Annotated in this window: 16 protein-coding genes; 8 read left to right on the forward strand and 8 right to left on the reverse strand. The window is 57.4% G+C overall.

Features of this window, described 5'->3' with window-relative positions; translation table 11 throughout:
* The first annotated feature begins 125 nt into the window (after positions 1-125).
* Positions 126-1,214, forward strand: coding sequence for a Xaa-Pro peptidase family protein (locus RDQ42_RS01695; protein WP_071427432.1), 1,089 nt, complete (start codon positions 126-128; stop codon positions 1,212-1,214).
* A gap of 79 nt (positions 1,215-1,293) precedes the next feature.
* On the opposite strand, the gene upp is transcribed toward RDQ42_RS01695, so the two are convergent.
* From upp to RDQ42_RS01720, 5 genes are all read right to left on the reverse strand, one after another.
* Positions 1,294-1,926: a uracil phosphoribosyltransferase gene (gene upp, locus RDQ42_RS01700; protein ID WP_071427431.1), complete on the reverse strand. Its 633-nt coding sequence runs from the start codon at positions 1,924-1,926 to the stop codon at positions 1,294-1,296.
* Positions 1,927-1,968: 42 nt separating this feature from the next.
* Complete coding sequence (gene rpiB / locus RDQ42_RS01705; RefSeq protein WP_054332065.1) at positions 1,969-2,409, reverse strand: ribose 5-phosphate isomerase B; 441 nt, start codon at positions 2,407-2,409, stop codon at positions 1,969-1,971.
* Between the two features lie 5 nt (positions 2,410-2,414).
* On the reverse strand, positions 2,415-3,116 hold the full coding sequence (gene tsaB / locus RDQ42_RS01710) for a tRNA (adenosine(37)-N6)-threonylcarbamoyltransferase complex dimerization subunit type 1 TsaB (RefSeq protein ID WP_071427430.1): 702 nt from the start codon (positions 3,114-3,116) through the stop codon (positions 2,415-2,417).
* Positions 3,097-3,540 carry a tRNA (adenosine(37)-N6)-threonylcarbamoyltransferase complex ATPase subunit type 1 TsaE gene (gene tsaE, locus RDQ42_RS01715; RefSeq protein ID WP_231358677.1) on the reverse strand — a complete coding sequence of 148 codons (444 nt, stop codon included), beginning with the start codon at positions 3,538-3,540 and terminating at the stop codon, positions 3,097-3,099. Before tsaE ends, tsaB begins: the two co-directional genes overlap by 20 nt.
* A gap of 61 nt (positions 3,541-3,601) precedes the next feature.
* Positions 3,602-5,269: a formate--tetrahydrofolate ligase gene (locus RDQ42_RS01720; RefSeq protein WP_308588164.1), complete on the reverse strand. Its 1,668-nt coding sequence runs from the start codon at positions 5,267-5,269 to the stop codon at positions 3,602-3,604.
* Between the two features lie 270 nt (positions 5,270-5,539).
* Between RDQ42_RS01720 and RDQ42_RS01725 the strand changes: the two genes are divergently transcribed.
* The 6 genes from RDQ42_RS01725 (at position 5,540) to RDQ42_RS01750 (ending at position 14,883) form a co-directional block, all read left to right on the forward strand.
* Positions 5,540-6,670 (forward strand): FtsW/RodA/SpoVE family cell cycle protein, encoded by a 1,131-nt coding sequence (locus RDQ42_RS01725; protein ID WP_071427429.1) that lies wholly within the window; start codon positions 5,540-5,542, stop codon positions 6,668-6,670.
* 264 nt (positions 6,671-6,934) lie between these two features.
* Complete coding sequence (gene glmU / locus RDQ42_RS01730; RefSeq protein WP_231358679.1) at positions 6,935-8,317, forward strand: bifunctional UDP-N-acetylglucosamine diphosphorylase/glucosamine-1-phosphate N-acetyltransferase GlmU; 1,383 nt, start codon at positions 6,935-6,937, stop codon at positions 8,315-8,317.
* A gap of 52 nt (positions 8,318-8,369) precedes the next feature.
* Positions 8,370-9,332 carry a ribose-phosphate pyrophosphokinase gene (locus tag RDQ42_RS01735; RefSeq protein WP_054332027.1) on the forward strand — a complete coding sequence of 321 codons (963 nt, stop codon included), beginning with the start codon at positions 8,370-8,372 and terminating at the stop codon, positions 9,330-9,332.
* Positions 9,333-9,502: 170 nt separating this feature from the next.
* A complete protein-coding gene (gene pth / locus RDQ42_RS01740; protein WP_231358680.1) occupies positions 9,503-10,120 on the forward strand; it encodes an aminoacyl-tRNA hydrolase in 618 nt (205 codons plus the stop codon).
* Between the two features lie 33 nt (positions 10,121-10,153).
* On the forward strand, positions 10,154-13,642 hold the full coding sequence (mfd, locus tag RDQ42_RS01745; protein ID WP_195254490.1) for a transcription-repair coupling factor: 3,489 nt from the start codon (positions 10,154-10,156) through the stop codon (positions 13,640-13,642).
* 212 nt (positions 13,643-13,854) lie between these two features.
* Positions 13,855-14,883 (forward strand): hypothetical protein, encoded by a 1,029-nt coding sequence (locus tag RDQ42_RS01750; RefSeq protein WP_071427427.1) that lies wholly within the window; start codon positions 13,855-13,857, stop codon positions 14,881-14,883.
* Positions 14,884-15,015: 132 nt separating this feature from the next.
* Here the strand turns inward: RDQ42_RS01750 and RDQ42_RS01755 are convergent, their stop codons facing one another.
* Positions 15,016-16,152: a sensor histidine kinase KdpD gene (locus tag RDQ42_RS01755; RefSeq protein WP_054332025.1), complete on the reverse strand. Its 1,137-nt coding sequence runs from the start codon at positions 16,150-16,152 to the stop codon at positions 15,016-15,018.
* Between the two features lie 543 nt (positions 16,153-16,695).
* On the opposite strand from RDQ42_RS01755, the gene gap reads away from it, so the two are divergent.
* Positions 16,696-17,715, forward strand: coding sequence for a type I glyceraldehyde-3-phosphate dehydrogenase (gene gap, locus RDQ42_RS01760; RefSeq protein WP_054332024.1), 1,020 nt, complete (start codon positions 16,696-16,698; stop codon positions 17,713-17,715).
* Positions 17,716-17,859: 144 nt separating this feature from the next.
* Here the strand turns inward: gap and RDQ42_RS01765 are convergent, their stop codons facing one another.
* Both RDQ42_RS01765 and RDQ42_RS01770 read right to left on the reverse strand, forming a co-directional pair.
* Complete coding sequence (locus tag RDQ42_RS01765; RefSeq protein ID WP_308588166.1) at positions 17,860-18,777, reverse strand: SufD family Fe-S cluster assembly protein; 918 nt, start codon at positions 18,775-18,777, stop codon at positions 17,860-17,862.
* Complete coding sequence (locus RDQ42_RS01770) at positions 18,771-19,508, reverse strand: ATP-binding cassette domain-containing protein (RefSeq protein ID WP_308588167.1); 738 nt, start codon at positions 19,506-19,508, stop codon at positions 18,771-18,773. The genes RDQ42_RS01765 and RDQ42_RS01770 overlap by 7 nt, the downstream gene beginning before the upstream one ends.
* Positions 19,509-19,758: the final 250 nt, after the last annotated feature.

Genomic DNA, 19,758 nt, shown 5'->3' on the forward strand with positions numbered 1-19,758 from the left:
TTTTTTGAGGATTTTCAAAAGCGGCTGCATCCTCAAGACGGATATTTGACTTTCGGGGAAATTCCCGGTATCATGGTCACAATGGAATGCTTGAATAAAATTCGCAGAATGAAAGGAGATATTTTATGGAACTCTATCAAAAACGGTGGCAGAAAGCCCGGGAACTGATGGCCCAAAAAGGGATTGACGCCCTGCTGGTTACCCCTTCCACCGACCTTGCCTACATGACCGGCCACACTGGCCAGTCGATGGAGCGGATTGTCTGCTTTGCCTTGACTCAGGAGCGGGTATTCTTCCTGATGCCCTCTTTTGAGATGGACAACCTGAGCGAGGGGCTGCGCCAGTCGGTGGAGTGTATCGGCTGGAAAGACGGGGAGGACCCCCTTGCCATGCTGGCGGCTCTGCCGGGTATTAAAGGCCGGATCGCCGTGGGCCAGCGGATGTACGGCATCTGGCTGCTGGGCCTTCAGGAGCGCATCCCAGGGGCTCAATGGGTCAACGGGGATGTGATCCTCTCCACCCTGCGCCGGGTCAAGGATGCCCAGGAGCTGGAATACATGTTCCGGGCCCAGCACATGGCAGAAGCCGCGCTGGAGAAACTCTATGCCATCGGCCTGGAGGGCAAGACCGAACGGGAGGTGGCAAGCCTCCTCAGTGAACTGCGGCTGGCCGAAGGGTTGGAGTCAGTTCGGTCGGGCATTGTGGCATGCAGCGAGAACGCCGCCGCACCCCACCATGTCAACGGGGACCGGGTCATCTGCAAAGGGGATTCGGTGATGATGGACTTCGGGGGGCTGTACAAAGGCTACAGCGCCGACATGACCCGCACCTGTGTGGTGGGGAAAGCCCCCGAAGGGTTTGAGGAGATTTACGCCATCGTGCTCAAGGCCCATCTTGCGGTGGCTAAGGCCATCCGGCCCGGCGTGCCCGCCGAAGAGATTGACCGCACCGCCCGCAGGATCATCACCGACGCCGGTTATGGCGCGTATTTCACCCACCGGGTGGGCCATGGCATCGGGCTGGACGTCCACGAGGACCCCTACATGGTGGAGGGGAACAAAGAGCTGTTGGTGCCGGGCAACGTCTTCTCCGACGAGCCGGGCATCTACCTGCCCGGGCGGTTCGGCATCCGCATCGAAAACCTGATGGTGGTCACCGAGACCGGCTCCAAGGCCCTCAACGAGATGGGGCTGGAGCTGCGGGTGGTGGGTTAACCAAATTTCCCCCGTTGCATATACACAAAAAACGATCCCCCTTCTTTGCAAAGAAGGGGGATCGTTTTTATCAGACAGATTATTTGGTGCCGAAGATCCGGTCGCCGGCATCGCCCAGCCCGGGAAGGATGTATTTGTTCTCATCCAGTTTTTCATCCAGGGCGGCGCAATAGACCTGTACATCGGGGTGGGCGGTAGTCAAGGCGTCCAGCCCTTCAGGGGCGGCGATGATGCACATGAACTTGATGTTCTGCACCCCTTCTTTTTTCAGCAGGTTGATGGCTTCTACTGCGGAACCGCCGGTGGCCAGCATGGGGTCCAGCACGATGACGTGGCGGCTGGCGATGTCCTTGGGCAGTTTGCAGTAGTAGTCCACCGGTTTGTGGGATTCAGGATCCCGGTAGATGCCGATGTGGCCCACCTTGGCAGCGGGGATCATCTCCAGCACGCCGTCCACCATGCCAAGGCCCGCCCGCAGGATGGGCACAAAGGCCAGTTTGCGGCCAGAGATCACGTTGGACTTGGTCATGGTCATGGGGGTCTCAATCTCCACCTCTTTCAAAGGCAGGTCGCGGGTGGCCTCATAGCACATCAGCATGGAGACTTCGGCGATCATCTCCCGGAACTCCTTGGAGCCGGTGCGCTTGTCCCGCAGCAGGGTCAGCTTGTGCTGGATCAGGGGGTGATCCATAATCAACGGTTTGTTTGCCATAGCAAAAACTCCTCTCAAAATCAATGGAATAGGGGATGCCGCTTATTGGGCCGCTTCGATGGCGGTAATTTTGTCGATCCGGCGCTGATGGCGTCCGCCTTCAAATTCCGTATGGAGGAACACCTCCACCAGTTCGGTGGCCAGGCCGGGGCCCACCACCCGTCCGCCCATGCACAGCACATTGGCGTCGTTGTGAAGGCGGGTGTATTTGGCGCTGAAGTAATCGGAGCAGCAGGCAGCCCGGATGCCCTTGACCTTGTTGGCGGCCATGGAGATGCCGATGCCGGTGCCGCAGATGAGGATGCCCCGGTCGCACCGGCCGGAGACGATGGCCTGGCAGGCCGCGTTTGCAATATCGGGATAATCGCAGGATTCCCCGGTCAGGGTGCCAAAATCCTCATAGGCGATCTGTTTGGAGTCCAGGTACTTTTTGATTTCTTCCTTGAGGGCGTAGCCGCCGTGGTCGCTGCCGATGGCCAGCATATACATCAACCTTTCTGATTTTGTTTGCGCAGGAGCTCCCGCTCCGCCTGGGGCAGGCGCAGATAAGCTGGGGCCAACTCCGCCGCCGGGACAGCTGCTTCCAGGTCCTCTAGGGCCGCTTGGGCCACGCTGGACGCTTTTTGGAACAGAAGGGAGGGCGGAGCCAGGACGATATTCGGGCAGGAGCCGATACATTCATTATAGCACAGCTTGGCCCCGTCGCCAACTAAAAATACCCGTTTGGAAAGGCGGGAAAGACGGTTTTCCAACTGGGTGAGGGGAATGGCGGAGTCCTCTTCCACCTGGACGGGGCGGCCGCCCACCATCTCAAAGAGGGCGGTGTACACCTGCTGGCAGCGGGCATCCATGACAGGGCAGACATAGCCGTCAAACCCCAGAAGGTTGTAGGCCATCCCCTTGAGGGTGGAAACCGGGATGCAGGGCTTCCCAAGGGCGTGGGCCATGCCCTTGACTGCGGCGATGCCGATGCGAAGGCCGGTGAAGGAGCCAGGCCCGGTGGAGACGGCAAACAAATCCACCTGGGAAAGGGAGGTCTGGGTGGCCTTCAGCAGGTCCTCCACCATGGGCATGGCCGTCTGGCTGTGGGTGAGTTTGGCGTTGATGAAGAATTCCCCCAGCAGCCGCTCGTCCTCCCAAAGGGCGGCGGAGGCGGCCAGGGAGGAGGTGTCAAGCGAGAGCAGCTTCAAGGCGCTCATCCCCCTTTATGGTGATTTTTCGGGTGGTGTCGTCCACCCGTTCCAAGGATACTTGGATGCAGCCTTCGGGCAGGGCCCCGGCGATGTTTTCGCTCCACTCGATGGCCAGGATGCCGCCGTAATCCAGGTAATCAAAGAACCCGGTGGAGTACAAGTCGGAGAAGCTCTCCACCCGGAACATGTCGAAGTGATAGAGGGTGGCATTCTCCCCCCGGTATTCGTTGACTAGGGAGAAAGTGGGGCTGGAGACGTCGGCGGCGATGCCAAGGCCCCTGCAAAGGCCCCGGGTAAAGGCAGTTTTGCCCATCCCCATGCCGCCTTCATAGGCGATGATATCCCCAGGGGAAAGAAGCGCCGCCAGCTTCCCGGCCAGTTCTTCGGTCTCCTGGGGGCTGTGGGTGATAAAGGTTTTCATAGCGGAAGCGCTCCTTTCAGGCCGCCAGGGCTCTGCCCAGCGGCAGTTGCAATTGGTTCGGTTAAAACAGTCCGCGGATGCTGCCCTGTTCGTCTACATCAATTTTACAGGCGGCAGGCTGTTTTGGCAAGCCCGGCATGGTCATAATATCACCGGTGAGCAGCACCACAAACCCGGCCCCGGCAGAGAGGCGGGCCTCCTTCACCGTAATGGTGAAGCCGGTGGGCCGGCCCAGCAGGGAGGGGTCGTCGGACAGGGAGTACTGGGTCTTGGCTACGCAGATGGGCAGATCCCCTTTTCCAAGGGCGGTGATATCCTTGATGGCTTTTTCCGCAGCGGGGGTGTAGCTGACCCCGTCGGCGCCGTAGATCTCCCGGGCGATGATGGCCATCTTTTCCTTGATGGGCAGCTTCTCATCGTAGAGGAAGCGGAAGGAACTTTCCTCTTCGCAGGCGGCAACTACCTTGTTGGCCAGGTCGATGGCCCCTTCGCCGCCTTTGGCGAAATGTTCGCAGAGGGAGAAGGGGACCCCTTTCTGGGTCAGGAAATCGGTGAGGAAGGAGATCTCCGCCTCGGTGTCGGTGTAAAAGCGGTTGATGGCCACCACCACCGGCACGCCGAATTTATGCAGGTTGTCGATGTGGGCTTCCAGGTTGGAGACGCCTTTTTTCAGGGCGTCCACATTCTCCTGGGAGACCTCCTTTTTGGGCACGCCGCCGTTGTACTTCAGCGCCCGCATGGTGGCCACCAGCACGATGGCAGAGGGGGCCAGTCCGGCGTACCGGCATTTGATGTCCAGGAATTTCTCCGCGCCCAGGTCGGAGCCGAAGCCGGCCTCGGTGATGCAGTAATCCCCCAGCTTGAGGGCCAGCTTGGTGGCCCGCACCGAGTTGCACCCGTGGGCGATGTTGGCGAAGGGGCCGCCGTGCATCAGGGCGGGGGTGTTCTCCAGGGTTTGGACCAGGTTGGGCTTCAAGGCGTCTTTGAGCAGGGCTGCCATGGCACCGTGGGCCTCCAGATCGCGGCAGTAGACCGGCTCGCCGGAGAGGTTGTAGGCGATGAGGATGTCACCCAGCCGTTTTTTCAGGTCGGCAAGGTCGGCAGCCAGGCAGAGGATGGCCATGACCTCGCTGGCCACGGTGATCTGGAACCCATCCTCCCGGGGCATGCCGTTGGGCTTGCCGCCCAGGCCCACCACCACCTGGCGCAGTGCCCGGTCATTCATGTCCATGCAGCGTTTAAAGAGGATGCGCCGGGGGTCGATGGAAAGGGTGTTGCCCTGCTGCAGGTGGTTGTCGATCATGGCGCAGAGCAGGTTGTTGGCTGCGGTGATGGCGTGCATATCCCCGGTGAAATGGAGGTTGATGTCCTCCATGGGAACCACCTGGGAGTAGCCGCCTCCGGCTGCGCCCCCCTTGACCCCGAACACCGGGCCCAGGGAGGGCTCCCGCAGGGCGATGACGGCGTTTTTGCCAATGCGGTGCATGGCCTGTCCCAGGCCGACGGTGGTGGTGGTTTTGCCTTCCCCGGCGGGGGTGGGGTTGATGGCGGTGACCAGCACCAGTTTGCCGTCTTTGCGGCCCTCCAAGCGGGAGAAAATCCCCTCGGAGAGTTTTGCTTTGTATCGGCCGTAGGGCTCCAGCTCCTCGGGGAGCACGCCCAGGCGTTCTGCGATGTCGGCGATTGGCAGCATGGTGCACTGCTGCGCGATTTCGATGTCAGTGAGCATATGGTTTCTCCTTTGTTCTCTCCCTGGATAGGGAGGCGTTCTTATGTTTGAGTATAGCAGGAAACCCCAAAAAGTGCTATGGGGGAATTCCCATTTTTCACCGGGCGGGAAGATTTTCGGAAAAACTTGCAGGGAATGGGTTTACCCACTATAATAAAAATAGCGAAACCGCCGGATCGGGCTGCCGTTTTCCTTGGAGTGGGGAAGCGGCCCGCGACACCCCAATTTGTGAAAACCGAAGGCGCTGCCTTTGGGGGAGGACCCAATACGATGAAACGAGTTTTTTCCGCAGTCTATGGGTATCTGCGGGATACCGATAAACTGTACTATGCCCTCTGCCTCTCCTGCACTGCACTCTCCGTTGTGCTCCTGCTGGGGATGTATGAAGCGGGCTTTTTTACCCGGATGCGCCTGGTCTACACCCAGCTGTTGGCGGCGGGCATCGGCCTTCTGGGGGCGGTGATCCTCTCCAAAATGGATTACCACACCATCGCCAAACTGTGGAAGCTCCATGTCCCTTTGGCCTATACCTTGGTGCTGATGACCTTCCTCTTCGGCACTGGGCGGGATGGGGTGGATGACCAGGCCTGGCTGCCTATCCCCTTTATCGGAGGGACTATCCAGCCCTCAGAGTTTTTGAAGATCAGCTTTATTGTGGCCTTTGCCCTCCATTTGTCAGAGGTGCAGAACGAAATCAACAACCCCAAGGTGCTGGCCACTTTGGTGGCCCATGGGGCGGCTCCCATTCTGCTGGTGATGCTCCAGGGGGACCACGGCACGGCCTTGGTCTTTCTGGTGATCTTCGCCGCCATGCTGTTTGTGGCGGGCATCCACTGGAAGTATATCTTTATGGCGGCGGGCAGTGCCGTCGCCCTTCTGCCCATTGTCTGGTTCTTTATTATGGATGAAGACAAGCGAATGCGGGTGCGGGTGATGCTCAACCCGGCTCTTGACCCCCAGAACACCGGGTGGCAGCAGCTCACCGGGCGGATCGCCATCGGCTCTGGCCGGATGTGGGGGGTGGGCATCTTTGCCGATAAGCACCAGTATGTGCCGGAGATTTACAACGACTTCATCTTCTCCTTTATAGGGGAGGCGCTGGGGTTTGTCGGTACGCTGGTGGTAATTTTCCTGCTGTGCGGCATCTGTGGCAAGGCACTGCTCACCGGCGGTCTGGCCGGGGATTACCTGGGCCGGTATATCTGCGTGGGCGTCTTTGCCATGATGGCCTTCCAAGTGGTTGTCAACATCGGCATGAACATCGGCCTGATGCCGGTGGTGGGCATCACCCTGCCTTTTTTCTCCTCCGGCGGCAGTTCCCTGCTGTCCAACTACCTGGCTATGGGGCTGGTGCTCAGCGTGTATATGGGCAGCAAGCCCAATTTGTTCAGCAAGCGGTGATATGCAGTCCAGCGGGGGCTTTAAGCCTCCGCTGTTTTTCCATGGCAGAGAAAAGCCCACCATTTTTCCCGTTTGCACCGGGCGGATTTGTTATTTTTCACGAGACTGTTCATATAATTGACTGAAACGGGAAAATTCCCTTGAAAAAAATGCCGAAACTTGCAATAATAGTGGATGTAGAGGTATCCACCTACAACCAAAACCGCATGGGAAGGCATTGCCATGCGGCAATTTTATCCCAATCACCAAAAGGGGCGTGTTAGTTTGCAGGATGTTTGCGCCATCATTCTGGCGGCCGGAGACGGCAAGCGGATGAAATCCAAATCCTCCAAGGTGCTGTGCGAGGTACTGTTTAAACCCATGCTAAAATGGGTGTTGGACAGCTGTTTTGCCTCGGGGATTGAAACGGTGTGCACCGTGGTGTCAGACCATGCAAAGGACGTGCTGGCCATTGTGCCGGAAAACTGTGCCATCGCGGTGCAGAAGGAGCGCAGGGGTACAGGCCACGCTGTGATGATGGCCCGTGAGTTTCTGGAATCCAATGTGGATGGGGACGTCCTCCTCCTGTATGGGGACACCCCGTTTGTGGACGAGGAGACCATCCGTGCAGCCTATGAGGTCCACCGGGCTGGGGGGAATGCCGTCACCGTTGTGACAGCGGACCTGGAGCAGCCCCGCGGCTATGGCCGGATCCTGCGGCAGGATGGGAAATTCTCCGCCATTGTGGAGGAGAAAGACGCCACCGAGGAGCAGCGGGCTATCCGGGAGATCAATTCTGGGATCTACTGGTTCCGAACCGCCTTCCTGTTGGAGGCGCTGAACCGGATCACCTGCGACAACGCCGCCGGTGAATACTATATCACCGATACAGTTGCCATTGCCAAGGGGATGGGCCAGCCAGTGGGGGTGTACCGGTCCCCCCGGGCGGATGTGGTGCTGGGCGCCAACGACCGCAAGGGCCTTCACCAGCTCAACGAGACTGCCCGGATGCGGGTGCTGGAAAAGCTGATGGATCTTGGGGTTGACATCCCCTTCACCGATGGGGTGGTGATCTCACCGGACGCGGTGATCGGCGCCGATACCCGCATCCTGCCGGGGACGGTTATCAAAGGCAAGACCCGCATCGGCGAGGGCTGCGAGATCGGCCCCAACACCGAGTTGAACAACTGCCGCATCGGTGAAGGGGTGCGGGTCCACTCCTCCCTTTTGGAGGACAGCACGGTGGGAGATGGGGCGCGCATCGGACCATTTGCCCATCTGCGGCCCGGCACCACCCTACAGGCCGGCGTTAAAGTGGGAAATTTTGTGGAAGTGAAAAACTCGGTGGTGGGGGAGAAAACCTCCATCGCCCACCTGACTTACATCGGAGACAGCGATGTGGGCGCAGGGGTCAACTTTGGCTGCGGGGTAGTTACCGCCAACTACGACGGTGCGAAAAAACACCGCACTGTGGTGGGGGATGGCGCTTTTATCTGCTGCAACACCAATTTGATTGCCCCTGTCACTTTGGGGGAGGGCTGCATCACTGGCGCCGGTACCACCGTCACCGATGACGTACCCCCCTATGCCTTGGCCATTGGCCGCCAGAGGCAGGAGAATAAGGAAAATTGGGCCAAGGAAAAAGGAAAATACCGGAAAAAACAGTAGGCTGCCAACCTGGAGTCCCAAGGTGGTCAATATAAAAAAGGAGTTTAGTAAAATGAATCTGCATGGCAAGGACATTAAGATTTTTACAGCGAATTCCAACCCTGATGTAGCGGCTGAAATTGCAAAACAGCTGAACCTCCCCTTGGGAGCTGCCGAGGTCAAAACCTTCTCCGACGGGGAAATCTCCGTCTCCATCAACGAATCGGTCCGCGGCTCTGACGTATTTGTGGTGCAGTCCACCTGCTCCCCCGTCAACGACCATTTGATGGAACTCTTGATTATGATTGACGCCTTTAAGCGGGCTTCTGCCGGCCGGATCACCGCGGTGATGCCCTATTTTGGCTATGCCCGGCAGGACCGCAAGGCCAAGGCCCGCGACCCGATCTCCGCCAAGCTGTGCGCCGATCTGATCACCGCCGCCGGTGCCGACCGGGTGCTGACCATGGACCTTCACGCCGCCCAGATCCAGGGCTTTTTTGACATCCCAGTGGACCATCTGCTGGGTGTTCCCCTGCTGGTCCCCTACTTCAAAGAGTATTTCAAAGACCTTCCCAAGGATGAGTTGGTGGTGGTTTCCCCCGACCTGGGTTCGGTGACCCGCGCCCGGAAGTTCGCCGAAAAATTTGACGCGCCCATCGCCATCATCGACAAGCGCCGTCCCAAAGCCAACGTCTCTGAGGTGATGAACATCATCGGCGAGGTCGCCGGCAAGACCTGCGTCATCGTGGATGACTTGATTGACACCGCCGGCACCCTGTGCAACGCCGCTGCCGCCCTGGTGGAAAAAGGCAGGGCCAAAAAGGTCATCGCCTGCGCCACCCACGGCGTCCTCTCCGGTCCAGCCATCGAGCGCCTGGAAAAGAGTGTCATCGACGAACTGGTCATCCTGGACACCATCCCTCTCAACGACCGGACCCGCCATCCCATGATCAAGACCATTTCGGTGGCGCCTGTGTTTGCAGAGGCGATCGAGCGGATTTATGAGGACAAACCGGTTTCCCCGCTGTTTGTGTAATCACATCCATTCCCTTGTACATACTATTAAAACAATCGCGTATAAGCGGGGCAGGTCTCTGTCCCGCTCATATGCTGTTTGGGGCAAAGGAGGTCACCATTCCTTTTCCGCCAGGAAAGGCCGTGGGAACCATCCCTTGCAAGTGCAGCAACGAAAGGAGGGAAACCCTGTTGTTTCCCAAAATCAAAGACTATTTCGGGGGATATACCCCCTCCGGCCCGGTGGAGTACATCGTCGCCGGCCTGGGCAACCCGGGCAAGGAGTATGAGAACACCCGCCACAACGCCGGCTACCTGGCGGTGGATTACATCAGCGCCAAACGGGGATTTCGGGTGGACAAACTCAAATTCAAATCCCTGTGCGGCGACACTATGATCGCCGGCAAGCGGGTCCTCTTCTTAAAGCCCACTACCTTTATGAATCTTTCCGGCGAAGCGGTGCGGGACGCCATGCAGTTCTACAAAATTCCCATCGAACGGGTGATTATACTATACGATGACATCTCGTTGGAGCCAGGGCACCTGCGCATTCGCCGCAAGGGGAGCGACGGGGGCCACAACGGGATTAAAAACATCATCTATCTCACGGGAAAGGACACCTTCCCCCGGATCAAGATGGGGGTGGGCGCCAAGCCCCATCCCCAGTACGACCTGGCGGACTGGGTGCTGAGTAAGTTTTCCGCCGAGGAGCGAAAAGCCCTGGAATCCACCTTCGGCCATGCCAACGACGCCGTGGAGCTGATTGTGGACGGAAAGATTGACCAGGCGATGAACCAGTTTAATTCTTGACCAATTGTTTGCAACAGGAAAGGGGGCAAGGGGATGAAGAATTTTTCTCGCATGCTGCTCAACCTCAAGGACTTTGCGGAGATCTGCGACAGCTTCGGAAGCGGCAGGACCCCGATGCTGGCAAGCGGCCTTTCCGGCATCCACAAAGCCCATTTTATCTATGCCATCACCCAAATTATCGAGCGCCAGGGATTGGTGATCACCCCGGACGAACCCTCCGCCCTGCGTATCTGTGAGGATATCAACGCCTTTTTCGGCCCGGATCACCAGCAGATGGCCTTTTATTACCCCGCCCGGGAGCTGACTTACCGGGATGTGGAGGGGGTAAGCCGGGAATATGAACACGCCCGGCTCAAGGTGCTGGGCCTTTTAAGCGGTGGGGACTGCCCCATTGTGGTGGCCTCCGCCGAGGCGGCCCTCCTGCACACCATGCCGCCTCAGGAGTTAAAAGCCCGGACGGTGGCCATCCACCCAGGGGAGAGTTTTTCCATGGAGGAGCTGGTGGCTCTCCTTCTCAAGGCCGGCTATGAGGGGCGGGAGCAGGTGGAAGGGGTGTGCCAATTCTCCCACCGGGGCGGCATCCTGGACTTTTACCCTCCCCAGAGCGCCGACCCCTACCGAGTGGAGTTTTGGGGGGATGAGGTGGACACCATCTGCCAGTTCAAGACCGATACCCAGCGCCGCAGCGAGGTGGTGGAGGAAGCGGTGATCACCCCCGCCCGAGAGGTGCTCTATGATTCCCCAGAGGGGTTCCGAAAAACCCTCTGCGCCATCCGGGACCGGCAGAAGGGCAAGGCCGGGGTGGCGGCCAAGGAGCACCTCCAGAAGGATATTGACCGGCTGGAAGGCGGCCTCACCCTCAATAGCATTGACAAGTACCTGCCGGTGGTCTATGAAAAACCGGCAACCCTCTTCGATTATTTCTCCGATGCAGCGCTGTTTGTCAGCGACCCCATCGGGGCCAAGGACGCCTTGAAAAACCTCCATTGGCAGCTCCAGGAGGATATCAAGATCATGCTGGAAGAGGGGATACTTTTCCCCGGCTGTACTGGTTACATCGGGGACTATGTGGATCTTCTCACCCAAATGGAGCGGTGGGACACCCTTATTCTGGATACTTTCACCCGCAACCTGGGGGAGATCCCCCTCAAGGGCCTGTACAACATCGAGGCAGTGCAGCTTTCGGTGTGGAGCGGGGAGTTTGACCTGCTCAAGGAGGATTTGACCGATTACTTGGGCCAGGAGTACTGCGCCATTGTCATGGCGGGCACCAAGCGGGCCGCCGCAGCCCTTACCGACGACCTGCAAAAGGCGGGCATCTCCGCCGATTATGTGGAGAATTTAAGCGAACTGCGCCGGGGCAAGGTGCTGGTCACCGACGGGGCCCTCTCCGCCGGGTTTGAATACCCCCGGCTCAAGCTGGCGGTGATCACCCATGGCAGGGCGGCTGCCTCCGCCCCCCGCAAACACAAGGCGGCTAAAAAAGGAGATGCCATCAAGAGCCTGGCCGACCTGACTCCCGGCGATTACGTGGTCCATGTGGCCCACGGCATCGGGGTGTTTGAAGGCATCATCAAGCGGGACATCCACGGGGTGGTGAAGGACTACATCAAGATCCGCTACGCCGGCACCGATACCCTCTTTGTGCCGGTCACCCAGCTGGATCTGGTGAGTAAATACATCGGCGCCCGGGAGGACAGCGGGGTTAAGCTGAACAAGCTCAATTCGGTGGAGTGGAGCAAGACCCGCCAGCGGGTGAAAAAGGCGGTGGCCGATATGGCCCAGGAGCTGATCCGCCTCTACTCCCAGAGGATGCAGCTGAAAGGGTACGCCTTTGGGCCGGACACCGACTGGCAGCGGGACTTTGAGGACCGCTTCCCCTATGAGGAGACCGACGACCAGCTGCGCTGCATTGACGAGATCAAGGCGGATATGGAGCGCCCGGTGCCCATGGACCGGCTTCTGTGCGGCGATGTGGGTTTCGGCAAGACCGAGGTGGCCATCCGGGCGGCATTTAAGGCGGTGATGGACGGCAAACAGGTGGCGGTGCTGGTGCCCACCACCATTTTGGCCTGGCAGCATTATCAGACCTTCCGCAACCGGATGAACGGTTTCCCCATCAAGGTGGAGGTCCTCTCCCGGTACCGCACCGCCAAGCAGCAGGAGGAGATCCTCCGGGAGCTGCGGCGGGGAGAGGTGGACATCATCATCGGCACTCACCGGGTGATCCAAAAGGATGTAACGTTTAAAGATTTGGGCTTGTGCATCATCGACGAGGAACAGCGGTTCGGGGTGGCCCACAAGGAGAAATTCAAGGAGATGCGGGGAGAAGTGGATGTGCTGACCTTGTCCGCCACCCCCATCCCCCGGACGTTAAACATGGCCATGAGCGGCATCCGGGATATGTCGGTTATCGAGGAGGCCCCCCAGGACCGCCACCCGGTCCAGACCTATGTATTGGAACACGACTGGGGCGTTTTGGGCGAGGCCATGCGCCGGGAGCTGCGCCGGGGCGGCCAGGTGTTCTATCTCCACAATCATGTGGAGTCCATCGACAGCTGCGCCTTTAAGATCCAGCAGATGCTCCCCGACGCCCGGGTGGTCTCCGCCCACGGCAAAATGGGGGAGGAACAGCTCTCCCGGGTGTGGAAGCAGCTCAACGACCACGAGATTGATATTCTGGTCTGCACCACTATTATTGAGACGGGGGTGGACGTCTCCAACTGCAACACCCTCATCATTGAAAACGCCGACCGGATGGGCCTCTCCCAGCTGTATCAGCTGCGGGGGCGGGTGGGCCGCTCCAACCGGCGGGCTTTTGCCTACCTGACCTTTACCCGGGGCAAAGCCCTCTCGGATGTGGCCACCAAGCGTCTGGCCGCTATCCGGGAATTCACCAGCTTTGGCTCCGGCTTCCGCATCGCTATGCGGGATCTGGAGATCCGGGGTGCAGGCAACGTTCTGGGCGCCCAGCAGCATGGGCACATGGAGGCGGTGGGCTATGACATGTACCTGCGGCTCCTCTCCGAAGCGGTGGGGGAGCAGCGGGGGGAAGCCCCGCCCAAAACCAGCGCCGAGTGCATGGTGGATATCCGCATTGGCGCCCACATCCCCGAGGAGTATATCTCCAACCTCTCCCAGAGGATCGACATTTACAAGAAGATTGCCGCTATCCAGAACAAAGAGGACTCCATGGATGTGCTGGATGAGCTGATCGACCGGTTTGGCGACCCGCCCCAGGCGGTCAAGGGTTTGGTGGATGTGGCTTTGGTCCGCAACACTGCCGCGGGCCTGGGCATCAAGGAGATCAGCGAGCGGGGGGATGCGGTATGGCTCATCCCCGAGCAGCTGGACATGGAGCGGGTCTCGACCCTAGCGGCCAAACTCCCCGGCCGGGTGATGGTCAACGCGGGTGCGAAGCCATATATTACCGTCAAAATCCCCAAGGGCAAAAAGGCCCTGGACACCATCCGGGAAGCCCTTTCTGCCATGCAGCCGGAGGGTGCGGGAGTAGAGAAATAAGGTTGGTTTCTTTTGTCCCCTTTTCTTTTTCCAAAGAAAAGGAGGGGGTGTTTACAGAATTCCTATAGATTTCCCTTTTGGGGGATGGTATAATAAGCGGTAAGTGGCGCCTAGGTGTCAAACTGTTATACAAGAGGGGCGCCATAGATGTACATTACAATGGGGGAAGGATGGATTCCCCTCATTTGGGAGGAAACAAAAGGATGAATTGGATGAAACGACTGACTGCGATCGCCTTGTGTGGGGTCTTGGTGGCTTCCTTTGCAGGGTGCAGCGGCGCCGATACCACTTGGATTGCCAAATACGGCGACACCAAACTGCCCGCAGGGGTGTATATCGCCACGATGATGGATGTGTACTCGGAGGCCAAATACCGGGTGCCGGATCAGAAAGGGGATTTGCTCAGCCAGCAGATCGATGAGGTAAATGCCGACGAATGGATCCGCAATGAAACCATGAACCGGGTGAAAGAACACATTGCCATCGACCAGCTGTTTGATGAGATGGGCCTCTCCTTTACCGAAGAACAGCAGAAGCAGATTGACGATTCCTTCACCTACCAGTGGGGGATGCTCCAAAAGATTTATGAGCTCAATGGGGTGGGTGAGACCTCCCTCAAACTGAATTTGGAGAACAACGCCAAGGTCAATGTCCTGTTCCAGGCCATCTATGGCAAGGACGGCACCAAGGCGGTTTCGGATGAGGAACTGCTGGATAAGATCGAACAGGATTACGCCAAGACCCAGTACATCCTCCTCTCCAAGGTGGACAACACCGGCACCGCCCTGCCGGAGGACAAGCTCGCCACAGTGAAAGAACTGGCAGAGAGCTATCTGGCCCGGGCCCAGGCTGGGGAAAAGATCCTCGACCTGATCCTGGAGGAGGAAAAACGGACTGCGGAAAACCCGGACGATGTCCATTCCCATGAGGATGAGACCATCCACGACGCATTGGTCAGCAAAGAGAACAGCAACTTCCCCAAAGAATTTGTGGAGGCCATTTTCCAAAAGGAATTGAATGAGCCCTTCCTGGTGGAAACCGAGGAATACCTCTTTGTGGCCACCCGCCTCAGTGTCCGGGATGAAAAAATGCTGGAAAGCCTGCGGAATACCGCCCTGCTCAGCTTGAAGAGCGAGGAATTCCAGAAGGATCTGGAGGATCGGGCAAATAGCTTGGAGAACGTCACCATCAACGAAGGGGCTGTCAATCGCTACACCCCTAAGAAGATCCGCCTCGGTTAATTTGCAATAGAAAAAGGGAACCCGGAAGGGTTCCCTTTTTTGCCGTCTGGGTGACAATTTACGAGAGAAAGAAAACGTTTTTCGACAATATCTGCCCATAGTCTGGACTGAATCAAACGGGAGGAAGGGGGGTTACGGAGTGGGGCAGCGGCAGCTGTCGGAGAGCTGGACATACACCGGTGAAAATTTATTGAAAAGATAATCCACGGCGTCTTGCTTATCAGAGAAGGTGTAGCTGTCGTCGTCCCGCAGTGGGATGGTAAACACTACAGTAGTCCCCTCCATCTCCTTGGATTGGAGCGCAACCGTCCCGCCGTGAATCGAGGCGATAATCTTCACCAGGGTGAGGCCCAGGCCCAATCCAGAGAAGGGCCGCCCGCCGGGATCGTGGGAGAAATAAGGGGTGAAAAGATCCCTCTGGATATCATCGGGGATTCCACAGCCCCGGTCAGCTACGGTGATTGCCATATTGTCCCCTCGAATCCGCACCGAGATGTGGATTTTGTTCCCCTCCCTGGTGTAGAGAAGGCTGTTTGACACCAACTGCAGCAGCGCGTTGGCCAGCAGGTCGGCATCGCAAAGGGCGATGGCTGGATCGTTGGGAATCTCATAGGTAATGGGAATTCCAGTTTGGTTTCCCACAATGGAGAGGGCAGTGCAGAGGTTTTCCAGCGTCCGGCAGACTGTGACCCGGGAAAGCTGAGGGGTCATCTCCCCATAGAGATAGCGGAGATAGTCTGTGAAGTTGGAGGAAGCCCGCAGCATTTTATAGCAGCTCTGGCTTGTGGACTGGATGAGGATTTGGTTTTCCTCTGGGATCTCGGTGTCTGCCAAATTGTTACTGAGAACCGACAGGGCCGAAAAGGCAGAGGTGAGGGGTGCCCGGAAAAAGTGGGCAAAGGCGGAGATCACCTTTTTCCCCCCCTCCAAGGGGAAGGCGTATTCGGTGCGTTTGGGGAGGGCAAACTGCAGGAGGTACAGCCCCCCTTCCAAGGGGGTAAAGATCAAGCGGGTGCTGCCAGCCATCGTGGGCGCCTGCAATTCCTGACAGGGCGCCTCCTCCGCCTGTTGGCGCAGGGCTATCAAAAGGTTGGCCGGGAGCAGGGTTTCCAGGCCGTCAGCCATGGCGAGGGTGGGATAGGTGGAAAGGGCAAAGGCGTTAGCCCAGCACAATTGCAACTGTTGGTCACATACCATGACAGGGAAACTGGACATCTGATATAATTGTTCAACCGCTGATAAAGCAAAGAAACCAGCTTTTTGTTCCATCGAGAGACACTTCCAATACCATGTATTTGTTCCACGGCCCAGCGGCCTGGAAGTTTTCATCTTTATTATATCTGAAAATTGTAGAAATTGGTACCGGGTGGGGAAATAAATTTGACCGTATAAATATTAAAAATAATTTCATAAAGATTTATTTTGATCAAAAATTATCCATATAATACTGGGAAATGTTGGAGTTTTATAAATTCCTATTGAATAAAAAGATGTATAACAAAATTAAAGACAAAACTGGTAAATTAACCCAATTATGTGAACTTTTTCGCATTTTCAGATGTTTTTAGAGTTTTGTCGACAAAACAAAAGATAAAAGGGGATTCCATGAAAATTCCAGCTGCTTCCCGCGATACTCCTTGTATCTGACGGGGTTTTGGTATATAGTATAGGTAAAGCAGATTGTCCATTTTGGGCTCTGCAAGTTGTTCTTTCCATCATTGGCAACGTTTTCCGCTGGAAATAACAGGGGTTGGAAAAAAGAAATCCATACCCTTGGCGTGGGCCAGTCAAAAAGAAAAAGGAGTGTTCCCAATGGCAATTAAAATTGGCATCAACGGCTTCGGCAGAATTGGCAGACTCGTGTTCCGGGCAGCAGTTGCGCAGCCCGACCGGTTCGAAATCGTCGGCATCAACGATCCTTTTGTCACCCCGGATTATATGGAGTATATGGCAAAATACGACACCGTCCACGGCAGATTCCAGGGCGAACTGGGCCACACCGAGGATAAGCTGCTGGTCAACGGCAAAGAGATCGCCGTCTATGGCTGCATGAACCCCGAAGAAATTCCGTGGAAGGACTGCGGCGCAGAATATATTGTGGAGTCCACTGGTGTGTTTACCTCTACCGAGAAAGCCATGGCCCACCTCAAAGGCGGCGCCAAGAAGGTTGTCATCTCCGCCCCCGCCAAGGACAAAGAGACCCCTACCTTTGTCATGGGTGTCAACCAGGATAAGTATACCAAGGATATGGTGGTCGTATCCAATGCATCCTGCACCACCAATTGCCTGGCTCCTTTGGCTAAGGTGATCCATGACAACTTCGGCATCGTAGAGGGCTTGATGACCACCGTCCATGCCACCACCGCCACCCAGAAAACGGTGGACGGCCCTTCCAAAAAGGATTGGAGAGGCGGTCGGGCGGCTGCGGCCAACATCATCCCCTCCTCCACCGGTGCGGCGAAAGCCTGTGCCCTGGTCATCCCCGAGCTGAAAGGCAAGTTGACTGGTATGTCCTTCCGCATCCCCACTGTGGATGTCTCGGTTGTGGACCTGACGGTGCGGCTGGAGAAATCCACCTCCTATGAGGAAATCTGCGCCAAGGTGAAAGAGGCTTCGGAGGGTTCGATGAAGGGTATCCTGGGCTACACTGAGGATGCCGTCGTCTCCAGCGACTTCCTCACCGACCCCAGAACCTCCATCTTCGATGCCAAAGCGGGCATCATGCTCAATGAGAATTTTGTGAAACTGGTCTCCTGGTACGACAACGAGTGGGGCTATTCCAACAAGATTCTGGATTTGATCCACCACATGAGCAAAGTAGACGCTCAGTAATCAACCGACTGCAAAAGAAAACCCCCGTCTCTCTCAAAGGAAAGACGGGGGTTTGTTCTGTTTTTTAATATACTGTGAGGATAAATTTAAAGAATATTTCCAATTGGTATTTATAGGAATAAATTTTTCCAGCACAAAAACATCTTAGTCCAGGAAGGCGTTCACAATGACCGTCTCAGCCCCTTCTTCGGTGAGGCCCAGGGTTTGCAGCTTCAGCAGCTGCTCGTTGTTGATCCGGCCGATGGCCGCCTCGTGGACGATCTGGGCCAGGGCGTGGTTGGCGGTGATCTCGGGGATGGAGCTGACCCGGGCATCGTCCATGATGATGGAATCGCACTGGACATGGGCCCGGCTTTTGGTGTTGCCCACCGCGATGGGGTGGAACACCTGCACCGAGGTATCCTTGGCCACCGACCGGGAGATGATCTGCAAAGCCGCGTCCTCCCCGTCCAGGTTGACGGTCATATCCGAGTGGGCGGTCTGCTTGCCGTGGGTCATCAATTTTTCGGTGACCACCAATTTGGCGTCCTTTCCCAGGTGGGCGTCGGTTTTGCGGACGGTGGAGGTCACCCCCTCGATCTGGACCATCTCCATCTCGCAGTAGGAGCCTTCCTCCATCTGGACGATGGTGGTGGGGTTGAGGATGCGGTCGCCGGTGCCCTCCCCTTCGCCGTAGTGCTTCTCTACGTATTTGAGCCGGGCCCCAGGGCAGAGGTGGAACCGGTGGATGCCGTCGTGCTGGCTGGCATCGCAGCCGTCGTTGTGGATGCCGCAGCCGGCGATGATGGTGACGTCGGCATTTTCCCCGATTTCAAAGTCGTTGTAGACCATGTCGTTGACTCCGCTTTCGGTGACCACCACCGGGATGTAAGCGACCTCCCCTTTGGCGCCGGGTTTGACTTTGATGTCAATACCGGGAATGCCGATTTTAGAGGTGATGGAGATGTTGTCGGTGGAGTGCTGCTGCACCCCTTTGCCATTGGCCCGCAGGTTGTAGGCCCCATAGTTGAGCTCCGGCAGGTCGGCGATGGTTTTCAGCAGGTTTTGCATCATAGTTAGCATTGGCCGTTCCCCCCCTGTCTTTGGATGCAGGCGCAGTTTTGGACTTCCCCCTGCAGAAGCGGGAGAATTTCCTCCTGGGTGCCTTGTGCAGAGATTCTTCCCCCGGCAATGACGATGATCTCATCGGCCAGGCGGATGATCCGCTCCTGGTGGGAGATGATGATGCTGCTCTGCTGGGGATTGGTGCGGAAGCTTTCAAAGCTGTCCACCAACATGGAGAAGCTCCACAGGTCGATGCCGGCTTCCGGCTCGTCGTAGATGGCCAGGCGCACATCCCGGGCCATGAGGGTGGCAATTTCAATCCGCTTGAGCTCGCCGCCGGAAAGGGAGGCATCTACTTCCCGTTTCAGATATTCCTGGGAACAGAGCCCCACCCGGGAGAGAAGGCTGCAGCATTCGGGCTCCGAAAGAGGGCTGCCGTGGGCCATCTCCAACAGCCGCCGGACGGTGACCCCTTTAAAGCGGGGGGGCTGCTGAAAGGCGTAACCGATGCCCAGACGGGCCCTCTCGGTGATGGAAAGGCCGGTGATATCCTGGCCGTCCAGCAATATTTGGCCGGAGGTGGGCCGCTCAATGCCCATGATCAATTTGGCCAAGGTGGATTTTCCGCCGCCGTTGGGGCCGGTGATCACTGTGATCTGGCCGCTGGGCACGGTGAAGCTGAGGTTATCCAGGATGGTGGCTTCCCCGCCATCGGTGACGTGGAAGGTGAGATTTTTTACTTCAAGCATAAAAAACTCCTTGTGTTTCAGGGGCTTGTCCAGGTGGGGGACAGGCCCCGATTCTTGGAAAAAGCCGGAGATCAGCCGGCAATTTAAAACATGGAAAAATCCCCCGGCGGGCCTGCCGCCATGGGATGGTGAATGGTTGTTCCGCTTTTCCCCGCTCCAGCGGGCGGAGTAGGGGACTTGCAGATTCTTTGACACGGTTTTACAGTGATTATTATACCCTATTTTGGTAGGGTTTGTCTAGGCCCCCGAT

Origin of the sequence: uncultured Merdimmobilis sp., from assembly GCF_902471145.1 — a bacterium.
Taxonomy (GTDB): Bacteria; Bacillota; Clostridia; order Oscillospirales; family Ruminococcaceae; genus Merdimmobilis; species Merdimmobilis hominis.

Coding starts and splice junctions, on each gene's coding strand:
- RDQ42_RS01725 (WP_071427429.1), top strand. CDS start 5,540: ATGAAACGAGTTTTTTCCGCAGTCTATGGGTATCTGCGGGATACCGAT.
- rpiB (WP_054332065.1), bottom strand. CDS start 2,409: ATGCTGGCCATCGGCAGCGACCACGGCGGCTACGCCCTCAAGGAAGAA.
- RDQ42_RS01750 (WP_071427427.1), top strand. CDS start 13,855: ATGAAACGACTGACTGCGATCGCCTTGTGTGGGGTCTTGGTGGCTTCC.
- RDQ42_RS01735 (WP_054332027.1), top strand. CDS start 8,370: ATGAATCTGCATGGCAAGGACATTAAGATTTTTACAGCGAATTCCAAC.
- RDQ42_RS01770 (WP_308588167.1), bottom strand. CDS start 19,508: ATGCTTGAAGTAAAAAATCTCACCTTCCACGTCACCGATGGCGGGGAA.
- RDQ42_RS01720 (WP_308588164.1), bottom strand. CDS start 5,269: ATGCTCACTGACATCGAAATCGCGCAGCAGTGCACCATGCTGCCAATC.
- RDQ42_RS01755 (WP_054332025.1), bottom strand. CDS start 16,152: ATGGAACAAAAAGCTGGTTTCTTTGCTTTATCAGCGGTTGAACAATTA.
- tsaE (WP_231358677.1), bottom strand. CDS start 3,540: ATGAAAACCTTTATCACCCACAGCCCCCAGGAGACCGAAGAACTGGCC.
- upp (WP_071427431.1), bottom strand. CDS start 1,926: ATGGCAAACAAACCGTTGATTATGGATCACCCCCTGATCCAGCACAAG.
- RDQ42_RS01765 (WP_308588166.1), bottom strand. CDS start 18,777: ATGCTAACTATGATGCAAAACCTGCTGAAAACCATCGCCGACCTGCCG.
- RDQ42_RS01695 (WP_071427432.1), top strand. CDS start 126: ATGGAACTCTATCAAAAACGGTGGCAGAAAGCCCGGGAACTGATGGCC.
- gap (WP_054332024.1), top strand. CDS start 16,696: ATGGCAATTAAAATTGGCATCAACGGCTTCGGCAGAATTGGCAGACTC.
- mfd (WP_195254490.1), top strand. CDS start 10,154: ATGAAGAATTTTTCTCGCATGCTGCTCAACCTCAAGGACTTTGCGGAG.